Source organism: Glutamicibacter sp. MCAF14, assembly GCF_052114325.1.
Lineage (GTDB): Bacteria > Actinomycetota > Actinomycetes > Actinomycetales > Micrococcaceae > Glutamicibacter > Glutamicibacter arilaitensis.
Genome location: NZ_JBFREO010000006.1, coordinates 130,334 through 148,258 on the forward strand (window position 1 = coordinate 130,334; position 17,925 = coordinate 148,258).

17 protein-coding genes are annotated in these 17,925 nt (G+C 63.2%); 9 read left to right on the top strand and 8 right to left on the bottom strand.

The genetic code is table 11. The features are described from left to right. Window positions 1-35: 35 nt before the first annotated feature. Window positions 36-596, bottom strand: a complete 561-nt coding sequence (locus AB4Y71_RS14195) for a histidine phosphatase family protein (protein ID WP_013350166.1) — start codon at window positions 594-596, stop codon at window positions 36-38. Window positions 597-660: 64 nt separating this feature from the next. Further along, the gene (locus tag AB4Y71_RS14200) at window positions 661-1,494 is read right to left on the bottom strand and encodes a metallophosphoesterase family protein (protein ID WP_441721249.1); all 834 of its coding nucleotides are present in this window, start codon (window positions 1,492-1,494) and stop codon (window positions 661-663) included. Between the two features lie 244 nt (window positions 1,495-1,738). Here AB4Y71_RS14200 and AB4Y71_RS14205 point away from each other — a divergent pair, with 244 nt between their 5' ends. The 8 genes from AB4Y71_RS14205 (at window position 1,739) to AB4Y71_RS14240 (ending at window position 9,376) form a co-directional block, all read left to right on the top strand. Beyond that, the gene (locus AB4Y71_RS14205; protein ID WP_013350168.1) at window positions 1,739-2,689 is read left to right on the top strand and encodes a beta-ketoacyl-ACP synthase III; all 951 of its coding nucleotides are present in this window, start codon (window positions 1,739-1,741) and stop codon (window positions 2,687-2,689) included. Window positions 2,690-2,807: 118 nt separating this feature from the next. After that, window positions 2,808-3,167: an ArsR/SmtB family transcription factor gene (locus tag AB4Y71_RS14210; RefSeq protein WP_441721252.1), complete on the top strand. Its 360-nt coding sequence runs from the start codon at window positions 2,808-2,810 to the stop codon at window positions 3,165-3,167. After that, on the top strand, window positions 3,164-4,144 hold the full coding sequence (locus tag AB4Y71_RS14215) for a TIGR03086 family metal-binding protein (RefSeq protein WP_441721255.1): 981 nt from the start codon (window positions 3,164-3,166) through the stop codon (window positions 4,142-4,144). Before AB4Y71_RS14210 ends, AB4Y71_RS14215 begins: the two co-directional genes overlap by 4 nt. A gap of 7 nt (window positions 4,145-4,151) precedes the next feature. Next, window positions 4,152-4,589, top strand: coding sequence for an SRPBCC family protein (locus tag AB4Y71_RS14220; protein WP_441721257.1), 438 nt, complete (start codon window positions 4,152-4,154; stop codon window positions 4,587-4,589). 137 nt (window positions 4,590-4,726) lie between these two features. Further along, window positions 4,727-5,431, top strand: a complete 705-nt coding sequence (locus AB4Y71_RS14225) for a FadR/GntR family transcriptional regulator (protein WP_013350170.1) — start codon at window positions 4,727-4,729, stop codon at window positions 5,429-5,431. Continuing rightward, window positions 5,428-6,423 (top strand): asparaginase, encoded by a 996-nt coding sequence (locus AB4Y71_RS14230; protein ID WP_441721260.1) that lies wholly within the window; start codon window positions 5,428-5,430, stop codon window positions 6,421-6,423. Before AB4Y71_RS14225 ends, AB4Y71_RS14230 begins: the two co-directional genes overlap by 4 nt. 44 nt (window positions 6,424-6,467) lie before the next feature. Further along, the gene (locus AB4Y71_RS14235) at window positions 6,468-7,883 is read left to right on the top strand and encodes an aspartate ammonia-lyase (protein WP_134779383.1); all 1,416 of its coding nucleotides are present in this window, start codon (window positions 6,468-6,470) and stop codon (window positions 7,881-7,883) included. Window positions 7,884-7,897: 14 nt separating this feature from the next. Continuing rightward, on the top strand, window positions 7,898-9,376 hold the full coding sequence (locus AB4Y71_RS14240) for an amino acid permease (RefSeq protein WP_441721263.1): 1,479 nt from the start codon (window positions 7,898-7,900) through the stop codon (window positions 9,374-9,376). 86 nt (window positions 9,377-9,462) lie between these two features. Here AB4Y71_RS14240 and AB4Y71_RS14245 read toward each other — a convergent pair whose 3' ends face one another. Then, window positions 9,463-10,236: a hypothetical protein gene (locus AB4Y71_RS14245; protein ID WP_441721266.1), complete on the bottom strand. Its 774-nt coding sequence runs from the start codon at window positions 10,234-10,236 to the stop codon at window positions 9,463-9,465. Between the two features lie 205 nt (window positions 10,237-10,441). Between AB4Y71_RS14245 and AB4Y71_RS14250 the strand changes: the two genes are divergently transcribed. Then, window positions 10,442-12,499 (top strand): alpha/beta fold hydrolase, encoded by a 2,058-nt coding sequence (locus AB4Y71_RS14250; protein WP_441721269.1) that lies wholly within the window; start codon window positions 10,442-10,444, stop codon window positions 12,497-12,499. 6 nt (window positions 12,500-12,505) lie between these two features. Here the strand turns inward: AB4Y71_RS14250 and AB4Y71_RS14255 are convergent, their stop codons facing one another. The 5 genes from AB4Y71_RS14255 to AB4Y71_RS14275 are packed head-to-tail and all read right to left on the bottom strand — an operon-like array spanning window position 12,506 to window position 17,899. Then, a complete protein-coding gene (locus AB4Y71_RS14255; RefSeq protein WP_441721271.1) occupies window positions 12,506-15,052 on the bottom strand; it encodes a hypothetical protein in 2,547 nt (848 codons plus the stop codon). Continuing rightward, window positions 15,052-16,509, bottom strand: a complete 1,458-nt coding sequence (locus AB4Y71_RS14260) for a hypothetical protein (RefSeq protein ID WP_441721274.1) — start codon at window positions 16,507-16,509, stop codon at window positions 15,052-15,054. The genes AB4Y71_RS14255 and AB4Y71_RS14260 overlap by 1 nt, the downstream gene beginning before the upstream one ends. Before the next feature lie 59 nt (window positions 16,510-16,568). After that, entirely contained in the window at window positions 16,569-16,913 is a 345-nt protein-coding gene (locus AB4Y71_RS14265; RefSeq protein WP_441721278.1) for a hypothetical protein, read from the bottom strand. Window positions 16,914-16,973: 60 nt separating this feature from the next. After that, window positions 16,974-17,465, bottom strand: coding sequence for a sigma factor-like helix-turn-helix DNA-binding protein (locus AB4Y71_RS14270; protein WP_441721281.1), 492 nt, complete (start codon window positions 17,463-17,465; stop codon window positions 16,974-16,976). Then, window positions 17,465-17,899 carry a carboxymuconolactone decarboxylase family protein gene (locus AB4Y71_RS14275; RefSeq protein WP_441721283.1) on the bottom strand — a complete coding sequence of 145 codons (435 nt, stop codon included), beginning with the start codon at window positions 17,897-17,899 and terminating at the stop codon, window positions 17,465-17,467. Before AB4Y71_RS14275 ends, AB4Y71_RS14270 begins: the two co-directional genes overlap by 1 nt. Between the last annotated feature and the right edge of the window lie 26 nt (window positions 17,900-17,925).

A 17,925-nucleotide genomic window follows, 5' to 3' on the forward strand; every position in this document is an offset into this window, starting at 1 on the left:
AGCCCGCGATTTCGCGGGCTGCACTTTTGCGTTTCCTAATGCCACAGTGGCTCGCGCGATACGTGGTTGACCAGCAGCTGCGCGTCCACCTCGACATAGCTTCCATTGGCCATGCGCGGGTTGCTTTCACCGGTAAGCGCAGCTATCACCGAGCAGATCAGGGCGCTATGGCTCACTACCAGCACCTTGCCGCCAAGATGCTGGTGGCAGATCTTGAACAGCGCGTTCACTGCGCGCCCCACCAGATGCTCTTCGGTTTCGCCGGTCCCAACTAGCAACTGGCGCTGCTCATCGGCGCCGTCGCCAACCAGCGTGCCTTCAAGATCGCCGAAGTCCTGTTCCATCAGTTCTTGGTTCTCGTGCAGGGCACGGATATCCAAGTCATTGGCGATGATCTGTGCGGTTTGGCGGGCACGGAAGAGCGGGGAGCAATAGACCGCTTCCCATGGGCCCTGCCCACCCAGCTCGGCAGCCAGCTGCTTGGCCTGGCGGACTCCGGTCTCGTTCATCGGCAGGTCGCTGCGGCCATGCAGTCGTCCGGCTTTGTTCCACTCGGTCTGTCCGTGGCGGATGAGGATTAGTTTTTGTGCAGTCATCGTCTTCTTCTTTCTGGCATGCACCGCAGCTTCGCGTGCACGGTGCGCAATTCTGTTCTTCGGGTTAGTCGCTGGTCTGCGAACTCTTAACCGGTGCAGGCAAGCTCGGGCCGTCATGCAGGCCCAGCGCCTGCGCGCTGGATACGGCAAATGAGTCCACCGACGATTGGGAAACCTGATGGACCGCAAATGCGGCACCGGGTTCGTCCAGGATCTGGGTTGGGGCAAATGGGTTCATGTTGTAGGACACCGCTGGCGCCATGAACACCGGAGTATTCAGCAACTGGCTGGTGGCCATCTGGTGGTAGTGGCCGCTCAGAATCATCCGGATATCGCTTCCGGCAATGATTGCGGCCAGTTCCATGGGGTTGTGCAAACCGCGTCCGGCCCGGGCCTGGCTGGTGGCTTCAACCGGAGGGTGGTGCAGGAGCAAGAAAGTTCCCCGCGGTGCCGGTACGGTCAACAGCGAAGCGAGCCAATCGAGCTGTTCGCGATTCAGCTGGCCTTGGGCCTGCTGGAATCCCCCGGTGTCCAAGCCGATAATGCGAAGCCCCATGACTTCGTGCACCGTGTCAGCCGGATAGGGGCCGGTGGATAGCCGTTTCATATTGAAGGATTCGGCGATCGCACCCAACGGATCATGATTGCCCGGAATGGTGATTACCGGGCAGCCCAGGTCTTGCTGCGCTTGGTTGAAGATCTGCGCAGCCCGCCGATGGATCTTCGCTCCGCGATCGGAGACATCCCCGGTGACCACCACCGCGTCCGGGGCAAACGAAGCAGCGGCTTCAAATGCCTGCTCGGTTAGTTGCCAGGTGTCGATGCTTCCGTGAAGCAGCTGGCCTTCGGGGCACAGGTGAGTATCGCTGACTTGTACTACGGTCAGTGGCTTCATCATTCCTTCCCCGTGCAGGTGGTGCATTCCTTCCCATTGAAGCCCGGGGGTCTGACCGGCAGGTTAACAAGGCGTCGACACCATATGAAGTCCTGGCGAATCAGATTTCTCGATTACCGAACAAATTTGGCCCAAATTCACGGGAATCCGGGCCGATACATGCTTTGTAGTGCATATGAACGGCGAGTAGCATTCAAAACGACTAATCTTGGAAGAGAAGATTTGAATCCACCGAGGAGCTATATCCATGACCGGCAGCAAAGTCGTCGCCTTTGGCCACTTCCAGCCAGAGCGCATCGTCCCTAACACCGAGCTGGAAAAGTTGGTGGAAACCAGCGATGAATGGATCACCCGCCGGGTCGGCATCGAAGAACGCCGCTGGGGCACCGGTGTTGAAACCGTTGACTCCATGGCTATCAAGGCCGCCAAGATGGCGCTGGGCAACGCAGGCGACATCAAGGCAGCGGATATCGATATGGTCATCGTCGCCACCTGCACCGCGACGGACCGTTCCCCTAATATGGCCGCTCGCGTAGCCAATGCACTAGGCATGGATCAGGGCCCGGCAGCTTTGGACGTCAACGTAGCTTGCGCTGGCTTCGCCCACGCAGTTGGCTTGGCGCAGGGCGCCATCGCCGCGGGTTCGGCCAAGAATGCTTTGGTTATCGGCTCGGAGATGCTCACCGATTACACCGACTTCACCGATCGCACCACCTGCGTCTTGACCGCAGACGGCGCCGGAGCTTTCATCATCACCGCTTCGGAAGATAATGGAATCTCGCCGGTAGTTTGGGGCTCGGTGCCGTCGCTTTCCGATGCAGTGCGCATTGAAACCGAGAACAACATGAAGTTCGCGCAGAACGGCCAGAGCGTTTACCGCTGGACCGTAACCCAGTTGCCAAAGATCGCTTCGAAGATCATTGACCGCGCAGGCATGAAGCCAGAAGAATTGGATGCCATCGTTCTGCACCAGGCGAACCTTCGCATCATCGAGCCGCTTGCCGAGAAGATAGGTGCACCGAATGCACGTGTGGCCACCGACGTGGTGTACTCGGGCAACACTTCGGCAGCTTCGGTCCCCCTTGCCCTTTCCAAGCTGATGGCTTCGGACGAGCCTTTGCCTTCGGGCTCCAAGGCGCTGCTCTTCGCCTTCGGTGGCGGCCTGGCTTATGCAGGCCAGATCATCACCATCCCATAAGCATTTTCACCACTAGTGGGCGCCCCGGCAGCAATGCCGGCGCGCCCACTAGTGCATTAACGGCTCTTGAGGTTTCGCTCCAAAATTATCCGAGAGATGACCTTGCTTAAATGCGTTAGTGACCGCTAACGCATCTTTCATGCTCGATCTACTGGAAGTCGCATCCGAGCCAGCGCGAAGGCGCTTGGTTCAGCTGCTGGGTTCCGGGGAACGCACCGTGACGGAACTGGACGCGAACTTCACAGTCAGCCGCTCCGCCATCTCGCAACACCTGCTGCTGTTGATTGATGCAGGACTGCTCCACGCCCGCAAGGATGGCCGCAGCCGCTACTACTCGCTGGACCCTGCAGGCATCACGAAGCTCAAGGCCCTCCTTGACTCGTTCTGGAATACCGAACTCGACCTGCTCGTTGCCGAGGCCACCGAATTGGCGTCGTTCAATGGGCCACCGCACCAGCCACCAGGAGAAAAGCCATGAGCTTCGAACGAACAGTCATCCTCCCCGTTGACGCCGACACCGCCTTTGAGCTTGTCACCAACCCGGAACGGCTTCGCCGCTGGCAAACCGTTGCCAACCGCGTCGACCTGCAGATCGGCGGCAGCTACCGCTTCACCATGGGGCCTGGCCACCAGGCATCGGGCACTTTCACCGAAATCGAGCCGGGCAAGCGCATGGTCTTCACCATGGGCTGGGAAGGTTCGGATGCCGTGCCGCCCGGCGACTCGACGGTTTTCATCACCTTGGAACCGCTGGAGAAGGGCACGGCCTTGACCCTGCGCCATGAGGGGCTGAATGCCGAGCAGTCTTCGGGCCATGCCGAGGGATGGAACCACTTCCTGGACCGCCTGAAGGACTTTGCCGCATCCGGCGAAGCCGCCATCGATCAGTGGAATGCAGTTCCGGATCCCGAGAACCCGATCGTTTCCGCTGAGGGATCCTTGGCAACCCTGCAGTTCGCCCTGAACAACATCTCGGAAGCGGACCTAGGCAAGGCCACGCCTTGCTCCGAATTCTCGGTGAGCGAGCTGCTGGACCACCTTGGAAGTTCGGTCTCGATGATCGGCGGCGCCCTGGGCGCCGCGGTATCCGATGACCCGTCCCTGGCGCCGGAAGCACGCATCGCCAATCTGGCGCAGCCAACCCCGGAGGCTTTTGCCGCTCGCGGCGTTGAGGGCGAGATTGATCTCGGATTCGCCGTCATGCCAGCTTCAGTGGTTGCCGGCATCCTGAATCTGGAACTAATGGTTCACGGCTGGGACTTCGCGCAGGCCACCGGCCAGGTGTTCGAGATCCATCTTGGCCACGCGGAATACGTACTGGGCTTGGCACGCAAGACTGTCGGTCCGGCCCAGCGCACCTCCGGTTCCTTCGCAGAAGAAACCCTGGTCGCCGAATCCGCCAGCAGCATGGATCGCCTGATTGCCTTCACCGGTCGCGTTCCCGCAGGAGCCTGAGGACCCCATGGTTGATGTCTCCACCAGCATCGTGATTGACCGGCCACGTTCCATGGTGGCCGGTTACGCGATGAACCCGCTGAACGCTCCGAACTGGTACCAGAATATCCACTCCGTGCGCCGGCTGGACCAGGATGGTTTCGGCCTCGGCTCGCGCACCGCTTTTGAAGCCAGGTTCCTCGGACGGAACCTTTCCTACACCTACGAAGTCATCAGGTTCTCGGAGAACGAGGAACTGGTCATGGCGACCGTGCAGGGCCCGTTCCCCATGCGCACCACCTATCGCTTCGAAGCGATAGCGCCGACGGCGACTCGGGTCCACCTGCGCAATGATGGCGAGCCGACCGGCTTCGGCAAGCTCGTCGCCCCGCTGATGGAAACGATGATGAAGCGAGCCAACATGGCTGATCTGAGGGCATTGAAAAGCATCCTGGAGAACGCCTGAGGCTCAGCCGCGAACACCGCGCACGCCCTGCCTTCGGCATCGTGTTCGCGGTGTTCGCCCGTCACTGACCTGAGTATTCTTGATCACTTCAGTTCTCGACTTGACGTTAGGCGCATCACACCCCCACACTGGTACACGTGAACCTGTCTGACAGCTGGACACCCGGACAGCAGCCGATTGAACGACGATCCGCTGCCGAAGGCGTCTTCCATGCACTCCGCCTAGCCATTGAAGCCCAGGAAATCCCGCTCGGGAGCAAACTGGGTTCCGAAGCAGCCCTCGCCGCCGACTACCGGGTCAGCCGCTCGGTGATCCGCGAAGCACTGCGCTCCTGCGCGGCCCTGGGCCTGACCCGCACCGAGACCGGGCGCGGCACCTTTGTTATTTCGCACAGACCCACCCGCGAATTGAAGCTGGGCAATTTCTCCTCCGACGACCTGCTTGAGGCCCGTCCCCATATCGAGATCCCCGCCGCCACCCTGGCAGCCACCCGGCGCACCACCGAAGACCTGGAGCGCATCAGCGGGCTGCTGGAGCAAATGGACCAAGAAGACGACGCCGCCGCCTGGGTAGAACTGGATGCCGCCTTCCACGCCGCCATCGCCCAGGCCAGCGGCAACTCGGTGTTCACCAAGGTCGTCGCCGACATTCGCGAGGCCATGGCGCGCCAGTCCGAGACCGTGAACCTCGTAGCCAGACGCCGCAGCCCGTCCAAGGACGAGCACCTGGCCATCTTCCGCGCCATTGAAGCCAAGGATCCGCAGGCCGCCACCGCGGCCATGAGCGATCATCTGTCTGCAGTACAGCAAGCCGTGTCCACCATCGTCAGGAGCAATAAGTGATCCCCGACCATCCTCAGCCGCAGACCGACCCGCTGGCCAACCCGGTGTTGCCCCAGCATGTGCCACTGGTGGCAGCCACCCGCGGGGAGACAGTGGAATCCATCCACTACGGCTCGGCAGTGCTGCTGGATGCGCAGGGCCAGGTGCTCGTGAGCTTGGGCGAGCCGCAGGCCGCGTACTACCCACGCTCTGCCCTCAAGCCGCTGTTCGCGGTGGGCATGCTGCGCGCCGGCCTTCAGCTCGATGACCAGCAGCTGGCGCTGGCTTCGGCCAGCCACTCCGGCGCCCCGAGCCACCAGCAGGTGGCCAGCTCCACCCTGGCAGCAGCCAACCTGGATGAATCTGCGCTGCGCAACTCCACCGACCTGCCCTACGGCGTGGCCGAACGCGCGGACTACCTGGCCGGAGGCGGCACCGCCACCCAGCTGGCGCAGAACTGCTCGGGCAAGCACGCCGCCCTGGCCGCACTGTGCGAGCTCAGGGGCTGGGACACCGCCAACTACCTGCACGACGAGCACCTGCTGCAGCTATTGCAAGACACCGTCCAAGAACTCACCGGCGAGCAAATCAGCGGCGTGAGCACCGACGGCTGCGGCACCCCGGTCTACCTGATCAGCCTGCTGGGCCTGGCCCGTGGCTTCGCCCGCCTGTCCGCCGCTGAACCCGGCACCCCGGAGGCCCGCGTGGCCGCGGCAATGTCCCGCTACCCGGAACTGGTGGCAGGCGTTGGCCGCGATGTCACCGCCCTGATGCGCGCCATTCCCGGTGCCGTAGCGAAGGACGGCTTCGAGGGCATCCAGGCCGTGGGCCTGCCCGACGGCAGCGCCCTGGCCGTGAAAATTGCCGACGGCTCGGACCGGGCGCGCATGCCGATCACCGCCAAGCTGCTGGCCGAGCACCTAGGCGATGCAGCCAGCGCGGCCCTGGCCGAACTGGCCAGCTCCCCTGCCTTGGGCGGCGGCGTCCCGGTGGGCGTTCTGGCCGCCCTCTAGATTCCACTTTCCCGAACAACTACCTTTTTGGAGATACATCCACCATGTCTGAAACCTTGCTCAGCGGCGAAATGCGTAGCGAGCATGATCTGATTGGCGACCTTGACATCCCTGTGGAGGCCTATTGGGGCGTGCACACCCTGCGCGCCAAGAACAACTTCGACATCACCGGCGCCACCCTGGCCGGCAACCCGCACCTGATCCGCGCACTGGCGCGCGTGAAGCAGGCCGCGGCCCGGGCCAACCACGAGCTGGGACTGCTGGATGCCGACCGCGCCCGCGCCATCGACCAGGCCTGCGAGTCCATCGCCCAGGGCTCGCTGCACGACCAATTCATCCTGGACCCGATCCAGGGCGGCGCAGGCACCAGCACCAATATGAACGCCAACGAGGTCATCGCCAACCTGGCACTGGAAATCCTCGGCCATGAAAAGGGCGAGTACCAGTACCTGCACCCGAACGACCACGTCAACCTGTCGCAGTCCACCAACGACGCCTACCCGACAGCGGTGAACATTGCCACCCACTTCGCCACCCAGCCGCTGCTGGCAGCTATCGAGGTGCTCCAGGCTTCCTGCAATGCCAAGGCCGACCAGTTCCGCACCGTGGTGAAAATGGGCCGCACCCAGCTGCAGGACGCCGTGCCGATGACCGTAGGCCAGGAGTTCCGCGGCTGGGCCGTGACTCTGGGCGAGGACCGGGCCCGCTTGGCCGAGTCGCTGTCGCTGGTCACCGAGATCAACCTCGGTGCCACCGCCATCGGCACCGGACTGAACGCGCCGGCCGGCTACGCCGAAGCCGCCTGCCGCCACCTGCGCGAGCTGACCGGTCTGCCGCTGACCACCAGCCCGGATCTGATCGAGGCCACCTCCGATGTAGGCGCCTTCGTGCACCTCTCCGGCGTGCTCAAGCGCGTGGCGCTGAAGATCTCCAAGATCTGCAACGATTTGCGCCTCTTGTCCTCCGGTCCGCGTGCGGGCCTGAACGACATCCAGCTGCCAGCGGTGCAGTCCGGCTCCTCGATCATGCCCGGCAAGGTCAACCCGGTGATCCCGGAAGTTGTCAACCAGATCGCGTACCAGGTGGTCGGCCATGACTTGACCGTGACCATGGCAGCCGAAGGCGGCCAGCTGCAGCTGAACGCCTTCGAGCCGGTCATCGCCCATTCCATCGGCCTGTCGCTCAAGCACCTGACCAACGGCTGCCTGACCCTGGCTGAAAAGTGCATCGACGGCATCACCGTCGACGAGCAGGCGCTGCGCCGCGAGGTGGAGAACTCCATCGGACTGGTGACCGCGCTGAATCCGCGCTTGGGCTACGCGGCCTCTACCTCGGTGGCTCTGGAAGCGCTGCACACCGGACGCGGCGTGGCCGAGCTGGTACTCGAACGCGGACTGCTCTCCGCACAAGATCTCAACGAGCTGCTCTCCCCCGAGCGCCTCGCCAACCTCTCCGACTAGACGCAAGGATCCCGATGGATAATTCCACCCCGCACGCCACGGCGGCGCACGTCCCCGATGCCGCACTGACGGCCGGCGACAACGATTACCACAAGGGCCTGTCCTCCCGGCAGATGCAGATGATTGCCATTGGCGGCGCCATCGGCACTGGCCTGTTCATGGGCGCCGGAGGCCGCTTGGCCCAGGCTGGACCGGGCATTGTCATCAGCTACGCGGTCTGCGGCTTCTTCGCCTTCCTGATCTTGCGGGCGCTGGGAGAATTGGTGATGCACCGGCCATCAACCGGCTCCTTCGTCTCCTATGCCCGCGAGTTCTACGGAGAGAAGGCCGCCTTCGCCACCGGCTGGCTGTACTGGCTGAACTGGGTGATGACCGCGATCGTGGACATCACCGCAGTGGCGCTGTACATGGGCTTCTTCGGCAAGTACGTGGGGTGGATCAGCTCGGTGCCGCAGTGGCTCTGGGCATTGCTGGCACTGGCATTGGTGCTGACCATGAACCTGATTTCGGTTAAGGCCTTCGGCGAAATGGAATTCTGGTTCGCGCTGATCAAGGTAGTGGCACTAGTCGCATTCTTGGTCGTCGGCTGCTACTTCGTCATCTTCGGCACCCCGCTGGAAGGCCAGGACGTCGGGTTCTCCCTGCTGGCCTCCAATGGCGGCCTGCTGCCCAATGGCCTGCTGCCGGTACTGGTGCTAATGCAGGGCGTGGTCTTCTCCTACGCCTCCATCGAGCTGATCGGCACCGCCGCCGGCGAAACGGCGAATCCCGAGAAGGTCATGCCCAAGGCGATCAATACCGTGATCATCCGCATTGCCGTGTTCTACGTCGGTTCGCTGGTGCTGCTCTCCCTGCTGCTGCCCTACACGGCCTACAGCTCCGGCGAGTCACCCTTCGTGACCTTCTTCGGATCCATCGGCGTGCAGGGCATGGACGTGGTGATGAACCTGGTGGTGCTCACCGCGGCACTGTCCTCGCTGAACGCCGGGCTCTACTCCACCGGGCGCATCATGCGCTCCATGTCGCTGAACGGGTCGGCCCCTAAATTCGCCGGGCGCATGAACCGGGCCGGCGTTCCCTACGGCGGCATCGTGATCACCGCTGTGGTCGCAGTGTTCGGCGTGGTGCTCAACGCCGTGGTCCCGGCCGCGGCCTTCGAGATCGTTCTGAATTTCGCCGCCGTCGGCATCATCGCTTCGTGGGCCATGATCGTGCTGTGCCAGATGGCGCTGGTGAAATCCGCCAGGCGCGGCGAGCAGGAACGCCCCGGCTTCCGCATGCCGCTGGCCCCGGTCTCCGGCTGGGTCACCCTGGGGTTCCTGGCCCTGGTACTGGTGATGATGGCCTTCGACAACCCCATCGGCACCTGGACCATCGCTTCGCTGGCCATCATCATTCCGCTGATCATCGGCGGCTGGTACCTGTGCCGCGGAAGAATCAACGAGATTGCCGCGGCCCGGCTGCGCAACGAGCAGTCGGCGAACCAGCACTAGTCTAAGCCGCACGATTCTTGGATAGCTACCGGCCCGGGAAGCAGCTAACTGCTGCTTGCCGGGCCGGCTTCGTTGGCGGCCCTGGACTACGAGGACGGCTTGACGCTGAGCAGGATCCCGCGGACCAGCGCATACTGCGAGCTGTCCATGAACTGCTGCGCCTGGTCTTGTGTCGGATCGTCTTCGACCCCGTAATCTTCCATGTAGTCCTCTTCGACCCACATCATCGGCGACTGCTCGCCGACCTTGAAGAAATTCAGGTCCGGATTCTCGTTGCGCTGCTCGAGCATCTGGTCATCGGCCAGGGCAATGTCGAATCCGCTGTCCTTCTCGCCATCTTCCTGGCTGGTGGATTCCCAGAACTCGGCGATGAAGCTGGTGGGGTGGAAGCCCGTGCCGGCTCCGGGATCCGGCAATTCGGTGCGCTCAAGCAGCTCCCGCTGGTACAGGGACATGTCGCCGTCCGGGGAAGTTGCTGTCGTCGGGATCAAGGTCAGCACATGCTTGCCATCGGCGTCCTTGATTTCCCATTCGTCCCATTCGGTGCATTCGCCCTCGCAATCCTCACCGGCCGCGCTCCACCCTTGGGGAGTCTTGAATTCGATACCATGAATCTGCTGGACCTTGCTTAGTTCAGCTGGCTTCGCGTTCTCCGAGGCCGACGCGGTAGGCTCCGGGGCCGAGCTGGGGGCCGGGGTTGGCTCCATCGAGTCATCTGCTGGTTGAGAGGCTGCAGCGGTGCCTTGGGTGCTGCCATCCGGTGACGGGGCGGGCTGGTCACCAGCCGTGCACGAAGCCAGCAGGAGCGCTGAGGCCGATAGCAGCGACAACGTGCCAAGCCGGATACGGTTGCGGTTCATGATTATCAACTTCCTCGTTGAAGACGTGGCGATGCCCTCGGGTCATCCTGCTTTCCCCATGAGCCCATCCTCCACGCTCTGCCTTGGATTTGCGATAGCGAGCGCGTCACGCCTTGATTACAAATGTTCCACATCTTGCCATTGGGCACGCGTAATTTTCGCAAAGCAGTAGTGCCAAGCAGCGAACAGTGGCAAGATATGTGAAGTGGAACACTCTAAGCATTCATTTCATAATTTAGATTCGTATATTGGCCTGAGTCGGCTCAGCGGCCTGGCGCTCTCACCCGACGGCACGAAACTCGTCACCACCCTCAGCACCCTTTCCGAGGATGAGACAAAGTACGAAAGCGCGCTCTGGTCCTTGGATCCCAAGGCAGGAGCCCCAGCACGCAGGTTGACCTTCGGCGAAAACGGCGAATCCCAGCCCCAGTTCACCGCCAACGGCGACCTCATGTTCGTGGCCAAGCGCTCCTCCGAGGAGGATGCCAAGGCTGAAGGATGGATCTTGCCGGTCGCCGGCGGCGAGGCCCGCCCGGTGATCTCCCACCCTGCCGGCGTGCAGTCCTTGAGCCTCTGCGCCCATGCTGCAGATACCGTCGTGCTGCGCACCGCGGCGCATAGCCGGGCCAAGGATCTGGAAGCCGAAGCCAAGTTGCGCACCGGCCGCAAGGACAAGAAGGTCTCTGCCATCTTGCACACCGGCTACCCGGTTCGCTACTGGGACCATGATTTGGGCCCCTCCACCCCGCATTTCTATGTTGGCTCCCTGCCAGCGTTGCAAGATACCGGCAAAACGCAGCTCACCGATCTGACCCCGGACATCGGAGCGAACCTGCAGGAAACCGCCTACGATGCGGCCTCCAATGGTGATTTCCTGATCACCGAGTGGCTGGTCAGCGAAGGCCGCGCTTCGATGGCCACTGGCCTGATGCGCATTGATTTGCACTCCGGCGCCCAGGAAATGCTGTTGCCACCGGATGGCACCTTCGAATACACGATGGGCAAGATCAGCCCGGATTCCACCCACCTGGCTTACGGCCGCTGGCACCGCTCAACGGCCGAAACCGCCCCGGTCTTCGAGCTGTGGCTGATGGATCTGGCCGACGGCTCCACCCACCAGATCGCGGCCGGCTGGGACCGCTGGGTCAATGACATCCAGTGGGTGCCCAACGGCCGTTCCCTGCTGCTGACCGCCGATGACCAGGGGCACAGCCCGATCTTCCAGCTGAGCCTGTACAACGACAAGATCACCCGGCTCACTGACCAGGGTTCCTTCACCAATGTAGTGATCAGCCACGATTCACGCACCGCCTACGCGCTGCGCTCCAGCTATCTGTACCCTGCTGAGCCGGTGGCCATCGACCTGACGCACACCCAGGATCTGGAAGCAGGAGAATTCGCGCCGCTGCTTGAACTGCCCTCCCCTGCGCCGCGCCCGGCTCTGCCCGGCACGCTCACTGAAGTCGCCACCACCGCCGAGGACGGCTCAACCGTGCGCGCGTGGCTGGCATTGCCCGAATCCGCTTCTGCCGCCAATCAGGCGCCGCTGCTGCTGTGGATCCACGGCGGCCCGCTGGGCTCGTGGAATGCCTGGAGCTGGCGCTGGAGCCCGTGGCTGCTGGTGGCCCAGGGCTACGCGGTGCTGCTGCCTGATCCAGCCCTGTCTACCGGCTACGGCCAGGACTTCATCCAGCGCGGCTGGGGCCGCTGGGGCCAAGAGCCCTACACCGATCTGCTGGCCATCACCGATGCCGCCGAAGCCCGCGATGACATCGATGAAACCCGCACCGCGGCCATGGGCGGCTCCTTCGGCGGATACATGGCCAACTGGGTGGCCGGGCACACCGACCGCTTCAAGGCGATCGTCACCCACGCCAGCTTGTGGGCGTTGGAAGGCTTCGGCAAGACCACCGACGCGGCTTTCTATTGGACCCGGGAAATGAGCCCGGAAATGCGCGAGCTGAACTCGCCGCACCATTCGGTAGGCAATATCACCACCCCGATGCTGGTCATCCACGGCGACAAGGACTACCGCGTGCCGATCGGCGAAGGGCTGCGCCTGTGGTACGAATTGCTGGCCGATTCCGGGCTGCCGCAGAAGGAAGATGGCAGCACCGAGCACCAGTTCTTGTACTTCCCGGATGAGAACCACTGGATCCTCACCCCGCAGCACGCGAAGATCTGGTACCAGGTCGTCACCGAGTTCCTCTCGCAGAAGGTCCTGGGCAACGCACCTAACGAGCTGCCCGAATTGCTCGGGTAGCCGGATCTAGGCCAGCTTCACCGGTGCCGGCGCATCACCGCCGGCACCGCGGCTGGCCACCACCAGCGCCTTGGCGCGGCGTGCAACATCGGCGTCGCGCTCCCCGAGCAGATCCACCAGCTGCGCCAGATGCGCGGTTCGCCGTTCATAGCCCGGCGACAGCCGCTGGCCCAAAGTCATCGTGGAAAGTTCCTCTGCCTCGCGCCAGGCCATCATCAGCGCACGTTCGAACAGACGCTGGCCTGCCTCATCGGCACGGCCCGAGCTGCTCGCACCGAGCACCGCGACCGCGTTGATCTGCGTTTCCTCCAGCCCCAACGCCAGCTGTTCCAGCTGGCGGCGCGAGCGCTGCACGGAGCGCGATCCGCGGGAGAACCGGCTGAACCTGCTGGTTGCACCCAGCAGGTACTGCACCACCTGGACCAGGTTGAGCACGCTGAAGAACAGCATGAACACGAGCATCCAGTACAGCAGACTCACGTTGTAATCCGGCTTTTCATAGCCGGCGCGCTTGAGCACCACCGCGAAATCCTCGGCCGCATTGGCCGCTTCCATGGCCGGGTACTTCGATTCGTGGATGCTTCCGTAGTCCCAGCCGCTGGTCGAGCCCCAAGAAGCTTCACCGCTGATCACGGCCCCGGAAATCAACCCCGGCATGATGCCGTCGCCCGCATCAGTGATCAGCAGCGGAATAATGGTCAGATCCCCATCCAGCTCACCACTGGCAGGATCCTGCCGATCCGGGTATTCGTCCTTGATCCGCCAGATCGCCTCGCGCACGCTTTGCGGCGTGGAATCGCGGTACTCGCTGCCTTCAATGCGGGTGAATTCCAAATAGGACTCGGCGTCGCGCACCGCAATGAGCAAGTCCTGGCGTTCGGCGAAGTCCTCATGCATGTACCTGCGGATCTCTGATTCATCGACCAGCTTCGCCTTATCATCGATCTGCAGCACCATGCCTTGGCCGCTGCCCTCATAGGTGGCCTTGGGAGCCTGGGGCAGGCTGGCGACTACCAGCCCTGCGCAAATCAGGCTGGCAACCAGCAGCCCTGCCAGCAGGCCGTACTTGACCAGGCGGCTGGTTCCGCGCACCAGCTCCTTGTGGTGCGCGGGCTTGCGGGATTTCTTCGGCTTCCGCGCTGACTCCTGACGATCGCTGTCCAAGGTGTCGCCCAGGATTGCGCGGGTCATCGAGTTGGCCAAGCGCAGCCGATGCAGCGCGCCCTTGGCGCTTGCCGCGTCCAGTCCCAAGGTGGCGCGCAAATCATCAAGCGACTCATCCAGTGGTTCCACCGTTGGCCGCTTGCCATGAGGATAGTGGCGCAAACGGCCGATAATCCTGTGGGCTGCCTGTGCCAATTCTTTCTCCGCAGCGGCCCAGCGCTGCACCGCCGCGCTGTGCTGGGCGTTGCCGCGTGCGGCCTGCAGCAGCGAACCCAGCGCATCGCGCAGCTGCTCAATGTCGGTGCCGCGGACCATCTGGCCTGGAGCGTTCTCCAAGCGGATCAGCAGCTTGGTGGCCGCATCGTTGATGCGCGTACTGAGCTTGTCGAATACCGAACCGGTTCCGGCCAGGTCTGCGTGAACCGAGCCTGCACCCATGAGGCTGTCGGCCAGGCTGGTCAGCTTGCGAGCATCGGTTTCGAATTCGTTCAGCAGGATGTTCGTGGTCTGATCGAGGCAATTCTTGCGATCGAACACTGAACTGACCACAGCATCCTCGCGCCGGGCGAGGGAGAGCGAAAGCTGCTGAAGCTGCGACCAGGCTTTGGTGAAGCCTTGGGGACGGCGGGATTCCGCGGTGGCGTAGTAGGTGGCTTCCAGCGCTTCGAGGTCCAGCACCACGCGCGCCAGCTTGCGCTGCGCGGCAGCTAACCGGCGATGGCGCGAGGACCAGCGCCGCCGGAAGGACAGCGAGCGAGCGAAGAAGGCCGCGGTGATCATTGCGCTCGCGCCCACCACGGTGAACCAGAAGAGCATGCTGCGCGGTGTCGTATCACCGGTGGCCACCGCCGCGGTATGCGCTGCGGCGATCACGGCCTTGGGCCCGTGGCCCACCGAGACGTTCTTGGTGAAGGACCCGGCGATGTCGTAGCTTGCGTCGTCGAGTTCTTCCTCGCTGCCCATCAGCCGGTAATCCACCCCGGCACCGTCGAATCGTTGCTCGGAGAACTGCGGATCATCATAGTCCTGATCCAGGTTTTCGAGCTGGGAGCTGAGAATAATGGTGTTTTCCGGAACTTCTCCGCGCAGCAGTTCATCGCCGGTAAGCCAGCGGTCGGTCAGCACCAGGGTCAGCGGTATCGAGGAGCGGACGGGATTGCCTGCCAGCTGCGCATCAACGGTCCCCTGGCTGATGTTGTAGTCCTGCTCGCCCTCCACGATGATCCGTACTTCATGTTCCAGCGGCTTATTCGCCGCGGCGATGGACAGGCCGGCTTGGATGCCGAACAGCGCGGTGAGCACCGCCATAATGATCGCGGCCACCCCAGACCAATGCCATGGACGGCGCAAGCGGCGGCCCATGGAGTCATGCAGCATTCTTGTTGGCATCAGCGGCTACCGCCCTTGCCTGCCAAGCCGATGAGCAGCCCCAAGCCGTCTTCGCCTTCGGGCGATTCGAAAAGATGCGTGCTCTTGGTGCGGTGTTCGCCCTTCACACTTCCTTTGCGCAGTTCGCCTCGTGCCTCCTTGCAGACCTGGTCGAGTTCTTCACGCAGCGGCCACAGTTTCTCCAAGACGGCTAGTGATTCCCGCGTTCCAGCGCCGCGCTGTTCCACCTCTCGGCGCAGCTGCCGCAGGGCATCGGTATGGGTGATGATCACGGTGCGCACCGCGGGCGCGCAGTGAGAATCACTGGCTCCTGGCAGGTCCAGGAACAGTGCCAGCTCTTCCACCTTGGCAGTGTGCGCCCCGAAGATTCCCCGCCAGGTATCCCGGTTCTTCGCCGGAGTGCCGGCTAGTTCAGTGCACAGTATGATGGCGCTGCCCAGCTGTGATAGTTCCTGCTCGCGGGCGCGCAGCTCGTTCAGCTCTCGCTCGGATGGGTTCTGTGATTCGGCCGTTGGAGGCAGGGCCAGAACCTGGGTGCGCCGCTCCTGGATTCCGGCGAAGATGGCGCTGGTGGTGCTGGTGGCGGGCAACCCCGGCTCCGGCACATACCGGCGGGCCAGGAAGTTGCGGCCGCGGTGGATTTTCGAAACAAGCACTTCGGCTTCCTTGGTCCGCTGCGCCACCTGCAGGCCCTTGGCCTTGCGCTTCTTGGCCAGCAGCGCCCAGATGATTCCAACGATCACCAGCAGTGCGAGCACGCCCAGGGCGATGAACTTAGCCAAGGTCTTATCGGCAGGAGCTTGCAGTTGCTTGGTGGCACCCAACGCTACTGCGATGGTGCCTTCGGTGTAGTTCCCGGCCGCGAATTCAGCTGCGCCGGCCTTCATCACCGCGTCCCGGCCGCCAGGCTGGGTTTCGCTCACGTCGCGTCCCGGGTCAACGTAGACCTGGACCGGATCTCCGCTCGTCTCCGGCAGCATCACGCCAATGGCAATCCACCCCTTGCCGACGTAGCCCAGCTCCTTGCCGTTCTCCAGCCAGTCATCGGCCATCGCGTCGCTGTCTCCGAACAACAGCATGCCGCGCACCAGCTGGGCCGCGCCCTTCAGGTTGTTCGGTTCCTGATCCACTCCGAGCAGGATCTTTACGTTCTGCCCGGCGACAGCTTCACGGACCGCATCCATGATTTGTTCTTGGTCCACGTTATCCAGTGCCGCATCGGTGACTGCCAGATAGAACTGTCCTTCTTGGGACGTGACACTCGGGATCAGCACACTGCCTTCATCCTCGGAGTCCTGCGCAGGCGGCGCCGAGGGGTAGACCGGCTCGGTGGTTTCGCCAGCGGCTTGGGCAGGAAAGCTCAGTGCGTTCAATCCGGCCACCAGCAGCAGCGCGCCCAAGCAGGCGCAGATGATCCTCGTTGCAGAAATCTTGCCAGGGCTGGTGGTGCGGTCCATGAGTTCCATGGTATCAACACGAGATTGACTAACTTAGTTCCTCGGGCAGGGTCCTGCCGCTATCCGGGCAGTGGTCCGAATGCTGCGCCCAGATGCCCCAGTTTCTGGGGGATGGCGATCAGCAAGATGCGTGTGGCCGCTCCTGCCCCCGTGTCCACGGTGAGCAGGTCCGTGCGCCCTTCGCATTCCATCAGCAGCGCCGGGGCGCCGTTGACCTGTCCCAAACTGATGTTGCCTACCGGGCTCTTGCGCTGCACGCCGATCAGGAACCGGGCCACGCGGTCGGCACCGGAAACCGGATTCAGGGCGGATCGCACCTTGCCGCCGCCATCGGAGTGCACGATGACCTGCGCATCGAGCAAGGCGACCAGCTCGGGGACATCTGCGCGTTCAATGGCCTGCACGATGCGGGCCAGCAGGCCTTTGACCTCGGCTTCCTCACGTTGCGGGGCTTGGGCTCGGCCCTATTTCCGCGCGGCGCGGCTGAGCATCTGGCGCACCGCCGCCGGCTTCATCTCCAGCACGTTAGCGATCTGCGACGAGGAATAGCCCAGCCCGTGGTGCAACACGTAGGCGGCGCGCGTCGGTGCGGAGAGTTCTTCGAGCAAGAAGAGCACTCCCAATCGCAGCATCGATTCGTTGGCCACCGCGTCCTCGGGCAGCAGCGCCTGGTCTACCGGCTCGGGCAGCCAAGTGCCGACATATTCGGTGCGCTGCTGCTGCACCGAGCGCAGCGCATCGATGGCCCGGCGTGTGGTCAGTGTCCGCAGATATCCTTCCCAACGGCGCACGCCAGTAGCCGTGGCAGGATCCATGGACAGGATCTGCTCGCCGACGGCGCTGACCACGTCTTCGGCCTGCGCCCACTGCCCGAGCATGCGGTAGGCCAGCGCGGTCAGTTGACCGCGCTGGGCGTGCCATTGCGCCACCCCGGGCGATGGAGCTGCTTCCGGCATTAGCCGCGCACAGGTGGCTCGAGCTGCGTGGTGATGGCGATGCGGTTCCAGACATTGATGGTGGCGATGGCCAAGATCAGGTTGCCCACTTCTTCTTCGCTGAATTCTTCTGCGGCGGCATTGAAGACCTCATCGCTGACGCCTTGCAGCGGATCCAGCCGGGTCACTGCGTCGGTCAAGCGCAGGGCAGCGCATTCGGCAGCGCTGAACAGCGGGGAATCGTTATAGGCAGCCACCGCGAAGAGCTTCGCTGCCGGCATGCCCATTTCCAATGCGTCGTGCGAATGCATGTCGGTGCAGAAGGAGCATCCGTTCAGGATCGAGGCACGCAGCTTGACCAGTTCGTAGAGTTCCTTGGGCAACGATCCGCTGGCGTAGCCTTCCAATCCCAGCACTGCGGCGTAGCCCTTCTTATGGGTCTTACTCAAATTCATGCGCATGGCATGGCTCCAATCCGTCG